The following is a 16,079-nucleotide window of genomic DNA, read 5'->3' as shown; positions in this document are numbered from 1 at the left end:
CGATCAGTGCGGCGGTCCGGGGGTCGTCCGCCGCTGGAGTCAATCCCACCATCCTACGCGCCGGTAACCTCGAAGGTCACCCACGTGCCCGTTCGCGTCGCCGCGCGTGTCCCTCCCGCCACTCCCGCAACCCTAGGGCACGGGAGCGGCGGGACGGTCAGCGGTAGTCGTCCTCGTCGAGGGCCACCGAGCGGCCCTGGTCGGCGTAGTCGGCCTCGTCGGCGTCCATCGGGCGCTGCCCGTCCCGCGCGTCGTCGTCCCCGGGCAGCAGGTCGGCGCGCTGCTCGGCGGCGTCGGCCTCCGGCGCGTCGTCCGGCGCGTCGTCGTCGGTCCGGGGCTCCAGGCCCTCGGTCTCGCTCATCGTGCGTCCTTCCCCCTAGGCGTCGGCGAGCGCGCCCGGACGGGCCGGGCGGCCGGGCGTCACAGCCGTCCGGCCAGCTCCCGCAGCGGCGCCTCCACGGCCTCCCCGAACGTGGGGAACGCGTGCACGACGTCGGTGAGCAGGCTGAGCGGCGTCTCCGCCCGGATCGCCAGCGCGATCTCGCTCATCCACTCCTCAGCGTAGAGCCCGACCGCCGCGGCGCCCACGAGCAGCCCGCGTTCGGCGTCCGCGTACAGCTCGACCCGGCCCCGGTCGTCGGCGTCCACGGACGCGCGCGCCGTGGCGGACAGGTCGCATCCGGCCGTGATCAGCGCCTGCCCGTCCCGCTCGGCCTGGACGGGGCTGACGCCCACCGTGTAGACGGTCGGCGCCGTGTAGACCACCCGCGGGATCGCCCGGTAGTCGGCCTCGCGGCGCTTCCCCAGGACGTTCGAGACGACCACGCGCGCCTGGTAGCGGGCCGCGTGCGTGGTCCGCGCGACGCCGGTCACGTCCCCGGCCGCCCAGACCCCGCCGCCGGGCCCGTCCTCCTCGGAGGTCTCCTCGTCGCCCAGCCGGACCTGGCACGTCGCGTCCACCGGAAGGGGATGCCCGGCCTGGACGTCCACGCCGAGCGTCTCCAGCCCGAGGCCCTCGACGCGCGGGCGGCGCCCGGCCGCGACCAGGATCCGGTCGGCCTCGACGACCCCGCCGTCCGAGAGCCACAGGCGCAGCCCGACCGGGCCGCGCTCGACGCGTGCGGGCTCCGCGCCGAGCCGCAGGTCCACGCCCACCCGGCGGAGCGCCTCGGCGAGCACCTCCCCGGCGAACGGCGCCTCGGCCGTCAGCAGCCGCCCGGACGCCTCGACCACCGTGACCGCCGACCCGAACGCCGCGTACACCTGGGCCATCTCGCACCCGACCGGCCCGCCGCCGAGGACGACCAGGCGGCGCGGCAGGTCCGGGACGGTCAGCGCCTCGTCGCTCGTCCATACCGGGACGTCGCCGAGGCCCTCGACGTCCGGGACCGCCGGCTCGCTGCCGGTGCTGATGACCAGGTCGTCGAACCGGTGCTCCGCGCCGTCCACGTCCAGGACGCCCGGTCCGGCGACCCGTCCCCAGCCGCGCAGGACGGTCACCCCGGCCTCGGCCATCCGGGCGACCGCGCGGTCGTCGTCGAGGTTCCCGGTGACCTCGTCCCGGCGCGCGACGGCCAGCTCCCAGGTCTCGCCGCGCCGCGCCGACAGCAGCAGCGACTTGGACGGGACGCAGGCGAAGTACGGGGACTCGCCGCCGACCAGGCGGTTCTCCACGAGCGCGACGTCCCGCCCGGCGCGGGCGAGGGCGGCCGCGGCCGGCTCGCCCGCCGACCCGCCGCCCAGCACGACGACGTCGAAGTGATTCTGCGACAACTCTGCCTCCGGCACCCCTCGTCATGTCCCCGCACCTCATGGTGACCGACAACGGCGGCGGAGAGTGCCGGTTCGAACACATACGGCATCCGTATATTCCGGAGCGGCCCCCCGGTGGGGCCGGATCGAAGGCGTCAGGGGAGGGGCTGGTGGTCGGTGAGGAGGGGTTCCAGCAGGTCTCCGTGCCGCTCGACGCGGGCGAGGACGTCGTCCGGGCCGAAGTCCAGGTCGTCCTTGGTCTTGGCGGCCTCCAGCTCGTCCCAGGTGATCGGCGTGGACACCGCGGGCTCGGACGTCGCGCGCAGCGAGTACGGCGCGACGGTCGTCTTCGCCGGGTTGTTCTGGCTCCAGTCGACGAAGATCTTGCCCTTGCGCAGGTCGCGCCCCATCTTCGCGACGACCAGGTCCGGGTGGTCGGCGGCGAGGCGCTGCGCGGCCTTCTTGGCGTACTCCGACGTCCGGTCGGTCTCCTCGACCGGGACGTAGAGGTGCAGGCCCTTCTTCCCGCTGGTCTTGGGGTAGGACGCCAGGCCGTCGGCGTCCAGCAGGTCCCGCAGCAGGACGGCCACCTTCCGCGCGTCCAGGATGCTCGCGGGCGCGCCCGGGTCCAGGTCGAAAACCATGAGGTCAGGCGGATGCAGGCCGCCGCGCGGCCCCACCTTCCACTGCGGGATGTGCAGCTCCAGCGCCGCCAAATTCGCGCACCACACCAGCGTCGGCAGGTCGTCGATCACGACGAAGTCGAGGGTGTCGCGGCCGCGCGAGCTGCCCGGCGTCGGGATCGTCGCCTTCCGCACCCAGTCCGGCGTGTGGGACGGGGCGTTCTTCTCGAAGAACGACCCGCCGTCCACGCCGTCCGGATACCGCTTGCGGGTCGCCGGACGGTCCCGCAGGTGCGGCAGCAGCACCGGCGCGATCTTGACGTAGTAGTCGATCACCTCGCCCTTGGCGAAGTGCGGGTACAGCTCCTTGTGCAGGTTCGACAGGGCGAGGTCGCGCCCGTCGACCTGGACGACCTGCTTCTCAGGGCTCACGCCCCACCTCCTGCGGCTCCTCGCCAGGGCTCACGTCCCTGTTGGACTCAGCGGCCTCGCTCGCCCCTGCGTCCATCTCACGGTCAGGGTTCACGGGTGACCTCCTGCGGGTCCTTGTCGTCGCGGAGGCCCCGCCAGGACGGGAAGCGCAGCCGGTCGTCCCTGGTCCGGACGGCATAGGCGACCTCCCCGACGAGCCGCGGTTCAACCCACTGCGCGTCCCGGGCGACATCCCGCGGGACCTCGTCGTCGAACGGGCTGTCCGGGCGGCGCAGCGGCCACAGCGCCTCGTACAGCTCGTCCAGCGCCCGGTCGCTGAAGCCGGTGCCGACGTGCCCGACGAAGCACAGCCGGCCCTTCGGGTCGTACTCGCCGAGCAGCAGCGACCCGACGCCGCCCTCGCGCCGGCCGCGGCCCGGCTTCCAGCCGCAGACCACGACCTCCTGGGTGTGGAAGTTCTTGATCTTGCGCCAGAAGTCCACCCGGCGGCCGGACCGGTACGGCGAGTCGAGCCGCTTGGCCATCAGGCCCTCCAGGCCCTGCTCCTGCGTGAAGGCCATCAGCTCGGTCACCTGCGCGCGGTCCGAGCCGTCCAGGTACGGCGGGACCTCCACCGGGCCGGTCGCGGCCAGTTCCAGCTCGGCCAGCAGCGCGCGGCGCTCGGCGTAGGGGGTGTCGAACAGCGTCCGGCCGTCCAGGAAGAGCAGGTCGAACGCCACGTACCGGACGGGCACCTCGCGGATCAGCCGCGGGCCGGGGCGGGCCACGTGCATCCGCCGCTGGAGCCTGGCGAAGCTCGGCCGGCCGTCCTCGAACGCGACCACCTCGCCGTCCAGGACCACGTCGTGGTGGGGGAGCAGGTCGGCCAGCCCGGACAGCTCGGGGTAGTGGGACAGCACGTCCGCGCCGCGCCGGGACACCGCCCGGACGCCGTCCGCGGACACGCCGGTCAGCACGCGCACACCGTCCCACTTGAGCTCCAGGCCCCAGCGCGCGGTGTCGTCGGGGAGATCGCCGGTGACGGCCGTCATCGGCTCCACGGGCCACGGCATGGTCATAACGCCGTTCCTACCCCGGTCCGCGCCCCGGAAAAGGATCTCCCGGGCCCGCCGCGGCGCGACCGCCGTGCCCGTCCTGGACGGTCTGGGGCGAAATCGAACGCGTTCGGCGTCGTGACGTGGGTATGAGCAGTCCATGCGCAGCATCTGGAAGGGCGCGATCTCGTTCGGCCTGGTCACGATCCCGGTCAAGCTGTACTCGGCGACCGAGCAGCGGGACGTGTCCTTCCACCAGGTCCACCGGGAGGACGGCGGCCGGATCCGCTACAAGCGGGTCTGCACGCTGGACGGCGAGGAGGTCGCCTACTCCGACATCGCCAAGGGCTTCGAGCTGCCGTCGGGCGAGATGGTCGTCCTGACCGACGAGGACTTCGCGGACCTGCCGCTGAGCAGCAGCCGCCGGGTGGACGTCCTGGAGTTCGTGGACGCCGAGGAGGTCGACCCGATCTACTTCAACAAGTCCTACTTCCTCGAACCCGACTCGCAGGGCGTCAAGCCGTACGTCCTGCTCAGGGACGCGCTGGAGGAGTCCGGCAAGGTCGCGCTGGTGAAGGTCGCGCTGCGGCAGCGCGAGTCCCTGGCCACGCTGCGCGTCCGCGAGGGCGTCTTCGTGCTGGAGACGATGCTCTGGCCGGACGAGGTCCGCACCGCCGACTTCCCCTTCCTGGACGAGGACATCGACGTCCGCCGCCAGGAGCTGACCATGGCGACCTCGCTGATCGACAGCATGTCCGGCGACTTCGACCCCGGCCAGTACAAGGACACCTACCGCGAGGCGCTCGAATCGGTCATCGAGGCCAAGGTCGAGGGGCGCGAGGTCGTCCAGCCCGCCGAGGAGGAGGGCGAGGCCCCGGCCGCCGACCTGCTCAGCGCCCTGCGCGCGAGCGTGGAGGCCGCCAAGAAGGGCCGCGGCGGCTCAGGGACGGCGAAGAAGAGCGCCCCGGCGAAGAAGTCCGCAACCTCGAAGAAGGCCGCGACCACCAAGAAGCGCGCCGCCTCCGGCGGCACGTCCGGCGAGGGCGGCACCCGAGCCCGCGGCGGAACGACCCGCAAGACCGCAGCGAAGAAGAGCACGTCGGCCAAGACCGCGAAGAAGAGCGAGTCGCCCAAACCCCGCTCCCGCCGCTCCGCCTGATCCGCCGCCCCGTCCGCCAGTGCTGGGGCGCCCGCCGATCTCTCAGCGTCCGACGAACGTTCGCCGGTCTCTCAGGGGCCGCCCGATCTCTCGGCGTCCGGCGATCTCTCGGCGTTCGCCGGTTTCCGTACGGACCGGCGGGCGGACGGGTCGGGCGCGGGCTCGGCTATCCGGGGAGTTCGACGGGTTCGAGGGTGGGGCGCTTGGCGGCGACCTCGTCGCCGGACGAGTGGCCGCGCAGGCGGCGGCCGATCCACGGGAGCAGGTGGCCGCGGGCCCAGCGGACGTCGAAGAGGAGCTGCGCGCCGCGGCTCAGCTTGGGCAGCGGGACGAGCTGCGGCTCGCGCCAGTCGCCCGCGTCCGGGACGCCGATCGCTTCCAGGACGGCCAGCGCGACCCGTCGATGCCCTTCCTTGCTCATATGCAGGCGATCGATCCCCCACATCCTCCAGTCGCGGAGGATCTGCATCGTCCACTGGTCGACGACGTGCGCGCCGTGGCGGGCGGCGATGTCGCGGAGGTGGTCGTTGTAGCGGGCCACGCGGTCGCGGGTCAGCCGGATGACCGCCGAGTCGGACGGGTCCACCCCGGTGAACAGGACGACGTCCGCGCCCGCCGCCCGGAGCCGCGCGACGGCCTGCTCCATCGAGGCGGCCAGCTCGTCCACGTCCGTGCCGGGACGCAGCAGGTCGTTGCCACCGCCGGACACGCTCACCAGGTCGGGGCCGAGCTCCAGCGCGGCCGGGAGCTGGGTCTCGATGATCTGCCCGAGCAGCTTCCCCCGCACCGCGAGGTTGGCGTAGGTGAAGCCGTCCTCGCGCTCGGCGAGCGCCTCGGCCACCCGGTCGGCCCACCCGCGCGGACGCCCGTCGGGGTACTCGTCCCCGATGCCCTCGCTGAAGGAGTCACCGATCGCCACATAACGCGTCCAACCCATGGACACATGCTATTTGGCCTGCTCAACCACCTCGTCCATCCCCGCCCCGGCGTGCCGCCGCACCAGCCACCCCTCACCGCAGGTGCGACGCGTCCAGACGAGCCGAACGCCGACACCCGTCAAGAACCAGCACGGACAGCAAGGACGCGACCCAGCGCCCGCGAGAACGCAGGCCAGCGTCGCAACGGGCCGGAGGCCGATCGTCAGGAGTCGGCGCGGACGGCAAGGACGCGGACCAGCATCCGCGAGGGCGCGGGCCGACGTCGCGACGAGCCGGTGGGCGGCCGTCAGGTGTCGGTCGGACGGCGAGGGCGCGGGCCAGCTTCCGCGAGGGCGCGGGTCAGGATCGCTAATCGCTAGGAGCCGGAGGCCGACGGTCAGGAGTCGGTGTGGACGGCCAGGGCGCGGACCGGCGTCGCGACGGGCCGGTGGGCGGCGGTCAGGTGTCGGTGCGGACGGCGAGGACGCGGGCCAGCGTTGCGACGGCGCGGTCGGCCTCGGAGCAGGGGGCGATGCGCTCGCCCCAGCCGAAGTAGTAGCACCAGTCGGCGCCGGAGTGGTCCGGCGCGGCGATCACGCTCTCGTTCAGGCCGGGCAGCTCCCGGTTGCTGACCAGGGCCGTCGGCCAGCGGTCGCCGGGCGCCGCGACCTCGACCAGCCAGCCCCGCGAGCGCAGGTCGTCGGTGAGGCGTTCCAGGTGGCCGAGCGCACGTTCGGCATCGGTCATCACCTGCGTGGACATCGTTCCTCCAAAGTGCGGTGCGGGACGCGCCCGCGACCGCGTGCCCTCCGCCGGGCCCCGGGCCTTGCGGGCAGGGGGCCGGCCGCGCGGGGCGCGAGGGGTGCGGTCGCCGGTCGCGGCGCGACCCGGCCTGCACGCGGGTCGCGCGTTCGCGGCCGCCGCCCCGTCCGGGCGGCGGAACCGGAAACGCGTTCAGTCTGGCCAGCGGTGACCCAGATCACAAGCACTTCGGCGCGGGTCGCGCGGCGGCGTCGCCACGGCCCTCCCGGCGGACGCCCGGAACCCCGCAGCTCACGCGCCCGACATGGGCATTGAGGACGATGCGGCCCCGTCAAAATTGACCCCCACCCCATGGTCACCGAAACCCGCACTTCCAGCCCCCGCGCCCTCCGCAAGCACCGCACCCCACCCCCGCGCTTCCGCGTATCCGCGCCCCGCGCATCCGCGTCTCCCGCGCCCCTGCGTATCCGGGCCCCCGCGCCCCTGCGTATCCGGGCCCCCGCGCCCCCGCGTATCCGGGCCCCCGCGCCCCCGCGTATCCGGGCCCCCGCGCCCCTGCGCATCCGGGGCCCCGCGCCCCTGCGCATCCGGGCGTTCGCGCCCCTGCGTATCCGGGTCCCTACGCGTCCGGGCGTCCGCGCCCCTGCGCGTCCGCGCCCTGCGCGCCCTGCGCTCCTGCGCTCCTGCGCTCCCGCGCCCTGCGCGTCCGTGTACCGCCCCCCGCGTACCGCGCTCCCGTGCCCCCGCGCACCGCGCCCTTGCGCATCCGGGCTCCTGCGCGTCCGCGCCCCGCGCCCCGCGCGCCGCGCATCCGGGCTCCTGCGCGTCCGCGCCCCGCGCATCCGGGCTCCTGCGCGTCCGGGCGTCCGCTCCCGCGCCCCTGCGCGTCCGCCCCCGCCCCCCGCGCGCCGCGCCCCCGCGCATCTGTGCCCCCCCGCCCCGGCGCATCCGTGCCCCGCGTATCCCGGCCCCCGCGCCCCTGCGCGTCCGTGCACCACCCCCCGCGCACCGCGCCTCCGCCCACCGCGCCCGCGCATCCGTCCCCGTGCCCCTGCGCGTCCGGGCGTCCGCGCCCCCTGCGCCTTCGGGCCTTGGGCATCCGGGCCCCTGTGTATCCACGCGGCCGGGGGGCGGGGATTCGCGTGTCCGGGCGGCCGTGTCCAGGCGTCCGCGCATTCGCGCATCTGGGTGTCCGCGCGTTCGCATCCGCGCATTCGGGCGCCGGGCGTTCGTGGGGCTGGGCGTTCGGGCGGCCGTTTGTGTTCGTGCGTCCGGGGTGAGGGGGGTGGGGAGCGGGTATGAGTAAGGCCCCCGGGACGAGTGTCCTGGGGGCCTTGATGGGTGGCCGGAAGCGGTCAGTAGGTCGGGAGGGTCGGGTCGATCTGGTTGACCCAGGCGACGATGCCGCCGCCGACGTGGACGGCGTCGCCGAAGCCGGCGCTCTTCACGACGGCGAGGGCCTCGGCCGAGCGGACGCCCGACTTGCAGTGCAGGACGATCTGGCGGTCCTGGGGCAGCCGCTCCAGCGCGGACCCGTTGAGGAACTCGCCCTTCGGGATCAGCGTGGCGCCGGGGATCGAGACGATCTCGTACTCGTTCGGCTCGCGCACGTCCACGAGGAAGATCTTCTCGTCGCGGTCCTGCATGGCCTTGAGGTCGTGGACGGAGATGGTGGAGTCCTTGGCGGCCTGGGCGGCCTCGTCGGAGACCGCGCCGCAGAACGCCTCGTAGTCCTCCATCAGCTCGGTGATGGTGGGGTTCTCGCCGCACAGCGGGCAGTCGGGGTCCTTGCGGACCTTGACCGTCCGGTAGCTCATCTCCAGGGCGTCGTAGATCATCAGGCGTCCGACCAGCGGCTCGCCGATGCCGGTCAGCAGCTTGATGGCCTCGTTCACCTGGATCGAGCCGATCGACGCGCACAGCACGCCGAGGACGCCGCCCTCGGCGCAGGACGGGACCATGCCGGGCGGCGGGGGCTCGGGGTAGAGGCAGCGGTAGCAGGGGCCGTGCTCGGCCCAGAACACCGACGCCTGGCCGTCGAACCGGTAGATCGAGCCCCAGACGTACGGCTTGCCCAGCAGGACGGCCGCGTCGTTCACCATGTAGCGGGTGGCGAAGTTGTCCGTGCCGTCCACGATCAGGTCGTACTGACCGAAGATGTCCAGGATGTTGTCGCGGTCGAGCGCGGTGTTGTGCACCACCACGTCGATCAGCGGGTTGATCTCGCGGACGGTCTGCGCGGCGGACTCGGCCTTCGGCAGCCCGAGCGTGGACTGCCGGTGGATGATCTGGCGCTGCAGGTTGGACTCGTCCACGACGTCGAAGTCGATGACGCCGAGGGTGCCGACCCCGGCCGCGGCCAGGTACATCAGGGCGGGCGAGCCGAGGCCGCCCGCGCCGACGCACAGGACCCTGGCGTTCTTGAGGCGCTTCTGCCCGGCCATCCCGACGTCCGGGATGATGAGGTGCCGCGAGTACCGGTTGACCTCGTCACGGGTGAGCTCCGGTGCTGGCTCTACCAGCGGTGGCAACGACACGGTGGGTGCTCCTGTGCTGACGCGTTGCGGTTTACGGGGGCGGACGCCGTCGTCCTCTCAGGCGACAACCCTGCCATGTCCCGCGGCATTCCCCCCAGGGGAGTCCCCAGGTGGGACGCGGTGAGGCCTTTATCACGGGATTAGCCGGGGATCTGGAGGTTCCCTGTGAGATGGGACGGATCGGTGCTTTGCCGGGTTAGCCTTTCCGGTTGTGGCGTTCCAGCCCCCCACGCAGCAGCCTCCGCCCTTCCACGGCCTCCCGGCGGAGCCGCCGGGACCACCTCCGCCGGCCACCGTCCTCGGGCTGCGCGCCCGCCAGTGGATGCTCGTCGCCGCCGCGCTCGGCTGCGTCTTCGCCCTCGTCGGGACCCTCGCGCTGGTCACGGCCTACACCTCGCTGACCCGCGGCCCGACCAACGCCGAGCTCCAGGTCGCCGCGCGCGCCGAGGTCGCGCGCCGCTGGCAGACCTGGACCGCCGAACGGATCTTCCCGCCGCGGATCGCCTACGAGGTCCGCCGCGGCCGGACCGAGTACGCGGCCCGCACCGGGATCGCCCCCGAGTCCGACTGCACCGCCGCCGTCGACCCGCCGGTCGCGGCCGTCCTCACCCGCGGCGGCTGCCGGATCGTCCTGCGCGCCACCTACGTCGACCAGATCGAGGGCGTCGCGGTCACCATCGGCGTCGCCGTCCTGCCGGACGCCACGACCGCCGACCGCATCTGGCGCCAGCTCCCCTCCGACCAGGACGGCGAGCCGGTGAAGAACGGCGTCCGCGCCGTCCCGTTCCCCGGCACCGCGTCCGCCCGCTTCACCGACCCGGCCCGGCAGGACTCGACGGCCGACCGCGGCGGCCCCTACCTCGTCCTCACCTCGTCCGGCGAGACCGACGGCCGCCCCGCCGCCGCCGTCGCCGAGCGCCGCCCCAACTTCCCCTTCACGGTCGCCCCGCAGATCGGCCGCCAGATCGCCCACACCCTGGGCGCCCCGGCCCTCCCCGACTGCTCCAGCCGCGAATGGAAGTGCTGACCATGAACCGACGTGCGTCCAGGCACGTGGAGGCGAAGCCGCTCGTGCAGCGTGCCGAGGCGAGGCCGTCCGTGCAGCGTGCCGAGGCGGAGCCGTCCGTGCAGCGTGCCGAGGCGAAGCGGTTCGTGCGGCGTGCGAGGGCGGAGCGGCTTGTGAGGCGGGCCGGGGCGTTGGTCGCGGCCGCGGCGCTCACCTGGCCGTTCATCGGGACGGGGGCGGCGCGGGCGGACGAGGTCCGCGACCTCCAGGGGCCCGCGTTCGCCGCGATGGACGTCCCGGCCGCGTGGAAGATCACCCGCGGCGCCGGGGTGACGGTCGGGGTCGTCGACTCGGGTGTCCAGACCGGGCAGCCGGAGCTCGCGGGCCAGGTCACCGCGGGCCCCAACATGATCGCCAACGTGGACGGCCGGACGACGCCCGCCCGGCTGCACGGCACCAGCATGTCGATGCTGATCGCCGGCAAGGGCCGCGGGCCCGGCGGAGCGGACGGCGTCATCGGCGTCGCGCCGCAGGCGAAGCTCCTGGTCGTCCGCGCGATCGCGGAAGAGGAGGACCCGTCCTTCCGGACGTACAAGACCACCACCATGGGGGACGGCGCGCCCGCGCGCGGGATCCGCTACGTCGTGGACCACGGCGTGGACGTCATCAACCTCTCCATCGGGGAGGGCGTGGAGGAGCCCGAGGAGCGCGCCGCCGTCGCGTACGCCGTGTCCAAGGGCGTCGTGGTGGTCGCGGCGGCCGGCAACGACGGCGACAAGCGCGACAAGTTCGACAGCAAGGGCTACGGGCCCTACTCCTACCCCGGCTCGTACCCGGGCGTGATCACGGTGGCCGCGACGACGCCCCGGCACACCCGCGCGGGCTTCTCCAACCGCAACTTCTCCGTCCTGGTCGCCGCGCCCGGCGTGAACCTGCCCGGCATCGGCGCCGAGCACGGCGCGTACTACATCACGGACGGGACGAGCGACTCGACCGCGCTGGTCTCCGGCATCGCGGCGCTGATCCGCGCCCGCCACCCCAAGCTCCCCCCGGCCCTCGTCGCGCAGGCCCTCGTCGCGAGCACGCCGTCCGGCGGGACGTCCTACGACCCGTCCGTCGGGCACGGCGAGGTGAACGCGGCCAAGGCGCTCGCCGCCTCGGACAAGCTCGCCGCGATCCCGAAGGGCCTGAACGGCAAGCCCGGCGACAGCCGCTTCGGCACCGGCGGCGAGCCGGGCCCGGTGACCGTCGTCCCCCGCCCGACCTGGGCAAAGGTCGTCATCGCCATCGTCATCCTCGGCGCGATCGCCGGCGCGGCCGCCGCGACCGCCATCGCCATCACCCTCGCCCGCCGCCACCCCGCCACCGACGTCCCCCCGCCCGCGGCCCCACCTCTCTGGACGACCCCACCGCCGCGCCCCTGACCGTTTTGATGATCAGCTACGCTCCGCTGGTGGCCCGTGCCGAGATCGCGATGGCCGGGATCGGAGCCCGGCGGATGCCGCTGGCGGCGGTCGCCGTCTGCCTGGTCGTCCTCGCCGTGGCGGGGAGCCGGCTGGCGCGGGAGCTGCTGCGCGGGCCCACCGCGGCCGAGCGCGCGGACGCGTCCGCCGCCGAGGTCGCCGGGCGCTGGCGCGCCTGGCCCACCGGACGCCTCTTCCCGGACGCCCTCCGCTACAGCCTTGACCAGGGCAGTGCCGAACGCTCGCGTCGCGTTGGCATCGCGTCCGCGACGTCCTGCCGCGACGCCGTGGACCCGACGCTCGGCGCGTCCTTGGCCGTGCGCGGCTGCCGGGGCGTCCTGCGCGCCACCTACCTCGACCAGCTCCAGGGGATCGCGGTGACGCTCGGCATCGTGGCGTTTCCGGACGAGCCGTCCGCGCGGGCCGCCGCGCGCTGGTTCCCTGCGCGCGGCGCGGCGGTGCCCGGCCTGCGCGCGCTCGGCTTTCCCGGCTCGGTGGTCGGGAGGTTCGGCGACGCGTCCCGGCAGACGGCCGCGCTCGGGCAGCGCGGCCCGTACATCGTCGCGGCCACGGTCGGCTACGCCGACGGACGGCCCACCCTCCGCGTCAAGCAGCAGCAGGACGACCTGGCCGAACTTGGCCCGCAACTCGTCGAGGACGTCCTGCGCCCGCTGTCCGCGCCCGCCTCCGTCCAGTGCGGCGAGCGCGAGTGGGCGTGCTGACCCCCGCGCGAGCGCGCCGCGCCGCGTCCTCGGCCGCTCGGAGGCCCGTGGGCGTCCTGGCCGTTCGGAGAGCCGTGGGCGCCTTGGCCGTTCGGAGGACGGTGGGTGTCGTGGCATCTGCGGCGCTGGCATTGGTGTGCTTGGCGCCCGTTGAGGCGCGGGCGGATCAGGTGCGGGACGCCATGACGCCTGTCTTGGACTCGCTCGATGTGCCCCGCGCCTGGGCGGCCTCGCGCGGACGAGGGGTCACGGTCGCCGTCCTCGACTCCGGGGTGGACGCGTCGCAGGCGGACCTCGCCGGGAATGTCGTCACCGGACCCGACTACGCCGCCGGGGCCGCGCCGTCCGGCAGCGTGCCGAAGCGCCTGCACGGGACCAACATGGCGTCCGTCATCGCAGGTCACGGCCATGGGCCGGGGAACGAAGACGGGATGATGGGCGTCGCGCCCGAGGCTCACGTGCTGTCCTTGCGCGTGATCCTCGAACAGGACGAGGCGGGTTACGACAGGTTCAACGGCGACAAGCGCTACCAGGGGACGATCGCGCGCGGCATCCGCTACGCCGTCGACCACGGCGCGGACGTCGTGAACCTGTCCCTGGGACGCTCGTATCCCGTGCCCGCCGAGCGCGACGCCGTCGCCTACGCGATCAGCAAGGGCGTCGTCGTGGTCGCGGCGGCGGGGAACGGTGGCGCGGACCGTCCGGCCAAGCGCGGCGGGCACACCCTCTACACCTATCCGGCGTCCTTCCCCGGCGTGATCTCGGTCGCGGCCGTCGATTCCGCCGGACGGCACGCCGGGTTCTCCAACCGGAACTCGGCGGTCGTGGTGTCCGCGCCCGGAGTCCAGATCATCGGCGCGGGCCCCGGCGACCAGTACTGGGTCGGGGACGGGACGAGCCCCGCGACCGCGTTCGTGTCCGGGATCGCGGCGCTCATCCGGTCCCGGCATCCGAAGATGGCCCCGGCGCTGGTCGCGCAGGCCCTCGTCGCGAGCACCCGGAGCCGTCCGTCCGGCGGGTACGACCTGGGCGTCGGCTTCGGACGGGTGAACGCCGCCGCCGCGCTCACCGCGTCCGACGGACTGGCCGCGGCGAGGACGAGCGGACTGGGCGCCGACCCGTCCACTTCGGTCGGCGGCGCCTCGCGGGTGCGCGTCGTCCGGCATCCGGCCGGCCTCGTCCTGGGCGGCACGGTCGCGTGCCTGCTCGCCCTGGCGGGCCTGGCCGCGTCCGGAATCCTGCTATTTCGGAGAAATGCCCCGGAAAGCAATCACTTTGAGATCTGACTCCTGTTAGATCCGCGTTCGTGTCTGAAATCCCCCCACCGGAGGAGTCCACCGAGACCCCCGACGTCCCGGACGGCCCCGCCCCGGCCCCGCGCCCGCCTTCGGCCCCGCGCCCGCCGCTGCGCCCGTCCCGCGACCCCGCCGCCCGCGCGCGGCCATCGCACTGCTGCTGCTCTTCGGCCTCGCCGCCATCGCCGGCGGCGGCACGGCCATCGGCTACCAGCTGACCCGCAAGCCCACCCAGGCCGAGATCGACAAGGCCGGAGCCCGCGAGGTCGCCACCCGCTGGCAGCGCCTCCCCGCCGCCACCCTCTTCCCGAAGGTCCACAACCTCGCCCGCGAGACCATGTACGCGAAGACGCAGAACACCTGGCCGGGCGAGGTCGTCCAGGCGCGGCGCGTGGGCATCGCTCCACCCGCGTCCTGCGCGGACGGGCTGGACAAGGAGATCGCGAAGATCGTGACGGCGCACGGCTGCCGTACCTTGCTGCGCGCGACCTACACCGACGTGACCGGTCTGCGCGCCGCCACGGTGGGGATCGCCGTCTTCCCGGACATGGCGGCGGCGGACGCCGCCGAGTCGGACCTGCACAGGTCCGGCGACGGACGTCTCGCCGACCGGCGCGGGCTGCTCATGGCGCGCTTCCCCGGAACGGTCGTGGACCGCTTCGACGACGCCCAGCGCCAGATCTTCCAGATGAGCACCAACCACACGTCCTACATGTTCTTCCGCTCCGAGGGGCCGATGATCGCGCAGGCCGGCGTGCCCGCGAAGCGGACCGTCCGCGTCCAGATCGCGGAGGACCTGCTCGGCAAGATCATGACCGTGCTCGCCGACGATGGCGAGCCGTGCAAGCGGAAGGCCGTGCGATGCTGACCCGGGTCCTCGGAGCGGGGCTCGCCTCCGCGCTCGTCCTCGTCCTTGCTCCGCCGCTCGCGTCCGCCGCGCACGCCGACGCGGGCGGCGAGGTGAAGCGGTCGGTCAACGACCTGAGCGACGCGGCGGCCGACGGACACGGCGAGGGCGTGAAGGTGGCGCTCCTCTCGGACGGCGTCGAGGACGTGTTCGGCGGCGGTGGACGCCACGTCGAGCCGGAGAAGGACTTCGTCGGCCTGTCGAAGCCCGACCGCCGTTACGGCACGCTCATCGCGTCCATGCTGGTCGGCGGCCGTGCCGACATGGAGTACGGCTGGCTCTCGATCGACGGATACGTGCGCAACGCGCGGCTCATGCCCGTCCGCGTGATGGCCGGCGGCAAGGAGCCGGGCTTCCGCAAGTGGGGCTATTACACCGGCAAGCCGGCGAAGGCCCTGGCGGACGGCATCCGCTACGCCGCCGACAAGGGTGCGGAAGTCATCGCCATCACCGACCCCGGAGGGTGGGACGGCAAGGGAATCGTCGGCGCCGCCGTGACCTATGCCCAGTCGAAGAACGCGCTGGTCATCGCGCCGACGGGGTCGCACGACGCGGACGACGTGCAGTCCATCGCCGCGCTGCCGGGCGTGCTCGGCGTCGGAGTCGTGGACGAGGACGGCGACCGCTACGGCAAGTTCTCCGGTGCCACCAGCGCCATCCAGCTCGTGGCCTACGGTGACAAGACACCCGGCATCGGCGACGACGGCACCGCGAACTGGACGTTCTGGGGCGTCGGCCCCGCGGTGGGTTTCGTCGCGTCGGCAGCCGTCCTGGTCCGGTCGACGTTCCCGAAACTGACACCGGCCCAGGTCGTCGAGGCGCTCACATCTTCGGCGCGGAATCCGAAGGGGCACTACACGACCGAGCATGGATTCGGTTTCGTCAACGCCTCTGGGGCCCTGACCAAGGCCGCGGCTCTGGCGAAGCGGCCGCCGCTCGCGGAGACCGCCGAGCCGACGGTCGCCGACGCGTCCCATTTCGGAGGCAAGACCTCGGCCCGGATCCGAGCCGTGCCCCTCCCACTCCCGTGGTTCGGGGGTTTCGGGGCGCTCGTCGCGGTCGGCGTCATTGCGATCGCTGCGGCGCTTTGGCTGCTGGTCCGCCGCCGTCCCGCGCTGGCCGCCGGGCCTGTGCAACCGGCGCTTCCCGTGGACGCGCTGACGGACGGAACCGCCCTGCCTGCCGCTCCGGCGGAGGCGGTGGCGAACGCGGTGCCCGGCGAGGTGCCCGGTGAGGCGGCGGGCGAGGTGGCCGGTGAGGCGGCGGGCGAGCGTGTCCTTCCGGCGCTTTCCGCGGACGAGGAGGCGAGGGAACCCGTCATTCCAGCTGTGCCCGCGGATGAGGCGATGGGCGAATCCGCTGTTCCGGCCGCTCCGGCGGACGAAGTGGCGGGTGAGCCGGTCGGGCCGAGCAGGCCGGCTTCTGAAGGGGTAGGGCCCGGGGCTGAGGGCTGATGAGCGGGGAACCGCT

Annotated in this window: 14 protein-coding genes; 7 read left to right on the top strand and 7 right to left on the bottom strand. The window is 73.8% G+C overall.

The window, feature by feature from the left end:
* Positions 1-157 precede the first annotated feature (157 nt).
* From FHU30_RS09045 to ligD (FHU30_RS09030), 4 genes are all read right to left on the bottom strand, one after another.
* Entirely contained in the window at positions 158-361 is a 204-nt protein-coding gene (locus tag FHU30_RS09045; protein WP_253873989.1) for a hypothetical protein, read from the bottom strand.
* 59 nt (positions 362-420) lie between these two features.
* Positions 421-1,773 (bottom strand): dihydrolipoyl dehydrogenase family protein, encoded by a 1,353-nt coding sequence (locus FHU30_RS09040; protein WP_253873987.1) that lies wholly within the window; start codon positions 1,771-1,773, stop codon positions 421-423.
* A 134-nt stretch (positions 1,774-1,907) separates the two neighbouring features.
* Entirely contained in the window at positions 1,908-2,807 is a 900-nt protein-coding gene (gene ligD / locus FHU30_RS09035; RefSeq protein ID WP_253873985.1) for a non-homologous end-joining DNA ligase, read from the bottom strand.
* Positions 2,808-2,890: 83 nt separating this feature from the next.
* Positions 2,891-3,865, bottom strand: coding sequence for a non-homologous end-joining DNA ligase (ligD, locus tag FHU30_RS09030; RefSeq protein ID WP_253873983.1), 975 nt, complete (start codon positions 3,863-3,865; stop codon positions 2,891-2,893).
* 136 nt (positions 3,866-4,001) lie between these two features.
* On the opposite strand from ligD (FHU30_RS09030), the gene ku reads away from it, so the two are divergent.
* On the top strand, positions 4,002-5,000 hold the full coding sequence (gene ku / locus FHU30_RS09025) for a non-homologous end joining protein Ku (RefSeq protein ID WP_253873981.1): 999 nt from the start codon (positions 4,002-4,004) through the stop codon (positions 4,998-5,000).
* Positions 5,001-5,166: 166 nt separating this feature from the next.
* On the opposite strand, the gene FHU30_RS09020 is transcribed toward ku, so the two are convergent.
* The 3 genes from FHU30_RS09020 to moeZ form a co-directional block, all read right to left on the bottom strand.
* Positions 5,167-5,937, bottom strand: coding sequence for an SGNH/GDSL hydrolase family protein (locus FHU30_RS09020; RefSeq protein WP_253873980.1), 771 nt, complete (start codon positions 5,935-5,937; stop codon positions 5,167-5,169).
* Between the two features lie 439 nt (positions 5,938-6,376).
* Positions 6,377-6,679 carry a hypothetical protein gene (locus FHU30_RS09015; RefSeq protein ID WP_253873979.1) on the bottom strand — a complete coding sequence of 101 codons (303 nt, stop codon included), beginning with the start codon at positions 6,677-6,679 and terminating at the stop codon, positions 6,377-6,379.
* 1,355 nt (positions 6,680-8,034) lie between these two features.
* A complete protein-coding gene (moeZ, locus tag FHU30_RS09010) occupies positions 8,035-9,216 on the bottom strand; it encodes an adenylyltransferase/sulfurtransferase MoeZ (protein WP_253873978.1) in 1,182 nt (393 codons plus the stop codon).
* Between the two features lie 211 nt (positions 9,217-9,427).
* Between moeZ and FHU30_RS09005 the strand changes: the two genes are divergently transcribed.
* The 6 genes from FHU30_RS09005 (at position 9,428) to FHU30_RS08980 (ending at position 16,063) form a co-directional block, all read left to right on the top strand.
* Positions 9,428-10,243, top strand: coding sequence for a hypothetical protein (locus FHU30_RS09005; protein ID WP_253873976.1), 816 nt, complete (start codon positions 9,428-9,430; stop codon positions 10,241-10,243).
* 2 nt (positions 10,244-10,245) lie between these two features.
* The gene (locus tag FHU30_RS09000; RefSeq protein WP_253873974.1) at positions 10,246-11,646 is read left to right on the top strand and encodes a S8 family serine peptidase; all 1,401 of its coding nucleotides are present in this window, start codon (positions 10,246-10,248) and stop codon (positions 11,644-11,646) included.
* An 8-nt stretch (positions 11,647-11,654) separates the two neighbouring features.
* Positions 11,655-12,407 (top strand): hypothetical protein, encoded by a 753-nt coding sequence (locus FHU30_RS08995; protein WP_253873972.1) that lies wholly within the window; start codon positions 11,655-11,657, stop codon positions 12,405-12,407.
* 182 nt (positions 12,408-12,589) lie between these two features.
* On the top strand, positions 12,590-13,693 hold the full coding sequence (locus FHU30_RS08990; RefSeq protein WP_253873970.1) for a S8 family serine peptidase: 1,104 nt from the start codon (positions 12,590-12,592) through the stop codon (positions 13,691-13,693).
* A gap of 346 nt (positions 13,694-14,039) precedes the next feature.
* Positions 14,040-14,570 carry a hypothetical protein gene (locus tag FHU30_RS08985; protein WP_253873968.1) on the top strand — a complete coding sequence of 177 codons (531 nt, stop codon included), beginning with the start codon at positions 14,040-14,042 and terminating at the stop codon, positions 14,568-14,570.
* Positions 14,564-16,063, top strand: coding sequence for a S8 family serine peptidase (locus FHU30_RS08980; RefSeq protein ID WP_253873966.1), 1,500 nt, complete (start codon positions 14,564-14,566; stop codon positions 16,061-16,063). The genes FHU30_RS08985 and FHU30_RS08980 overlap by 7 nt, the downstream gene beginning before the upstream one ends.
* The last annotated feature ends 16 nt before the right edge of the window (positions 16,064-16,079 follow it).

This window comes from Actinomadura rupiterrae (genome assembly GCF_024172125.1).
GTDB classification, from domain to species: Bacteria; Actinomycetota; Actinomycetes; order Streptosporangiales; family Streptosporangiaceae; genus Spirillospora; species Spirillospora rupiterrae.
This window is presented reverse-complemented; position numbering and strand designations above follow the sequence as displayed.

What these genes read in the sequence shown, in the direction of transcription:
- FHU30_RS09045 (WP_253873989.1), bottom strand. Translation starts at nt 361, where the DNA reads ATGAGCGAGACCGAGGGCCTGGAGCCCCGGACCGACGACGACGCGCCG.
- ligD (WP_253873983.1), bottom strand. Translation starts at nt 3,865, where the DNA reads ATGACCATGCCGTGGCCCGTGGAGCCGATGACGGCCGTCACCGGCGAT.
- ku (WP_253873981.1), top strand. Translation starts at nt 4,002, where the DNA reads ATGCGCAGCATCTGGAAGGGCGCGATCTCGTTCGGCCTGGTCACGATC.
- FHU30_RS09020 (WP_253873980.1), bottom strand. Translation starts at nt 5,937, where the DNA reads ATGGGTTGGACGCGTTATGTGGCGATCGGTGACTCCTTCAGCGAGGGC.
- FHU30_RS09015 (WP_253873979.1), bottom strand. Translation starts at nt 6,679, where the DNA reads ATGTCCACGCAGGTGATGACCGATGCCGAACGTGCGCTCGGCCACCTG.
- FHU30_RS09000 (WP_253873974.1), top strand. Translation starts at nt 10,246, where the DNA reads ATGAACCGACGTGCGTCCAGGCACGTGGAGGCGAAGCCGCTCGTGCAG.
- FHU30_RS08995 (WP_253873972.1), top strand. Translation starts at nt 11,655, where the DNA reads ATGATCAGCTACGCTCCGCTGGTGGCCCGTGCCGAGATCGCGATGGCC.
- FHU30_RS08990 (WP_253873970.1), top strand. Translation starts at nt 12,590, where the DNA reads ATGACGCCTGTCTTGGACTCGCTCGATGTGCCCCGCGCCTGGGCGGCC.
- FHU30_RS08985 (WP_253873968.1), top strand. Translation starts at nt 14,040, where the DNA reads ATGTACGCGAAGACGCAGAACACCTGGCCGGGCGAGGTCGTCCAGGCG.
- FHU30_RS08980 (WP_253873966.1), top strand. Translation starts at nt 14,564, where the DNA reads ATGCTGACCCGGGTCCTCGGAGCGGGGCTCGCCTCCGCGCTCGTCCTC.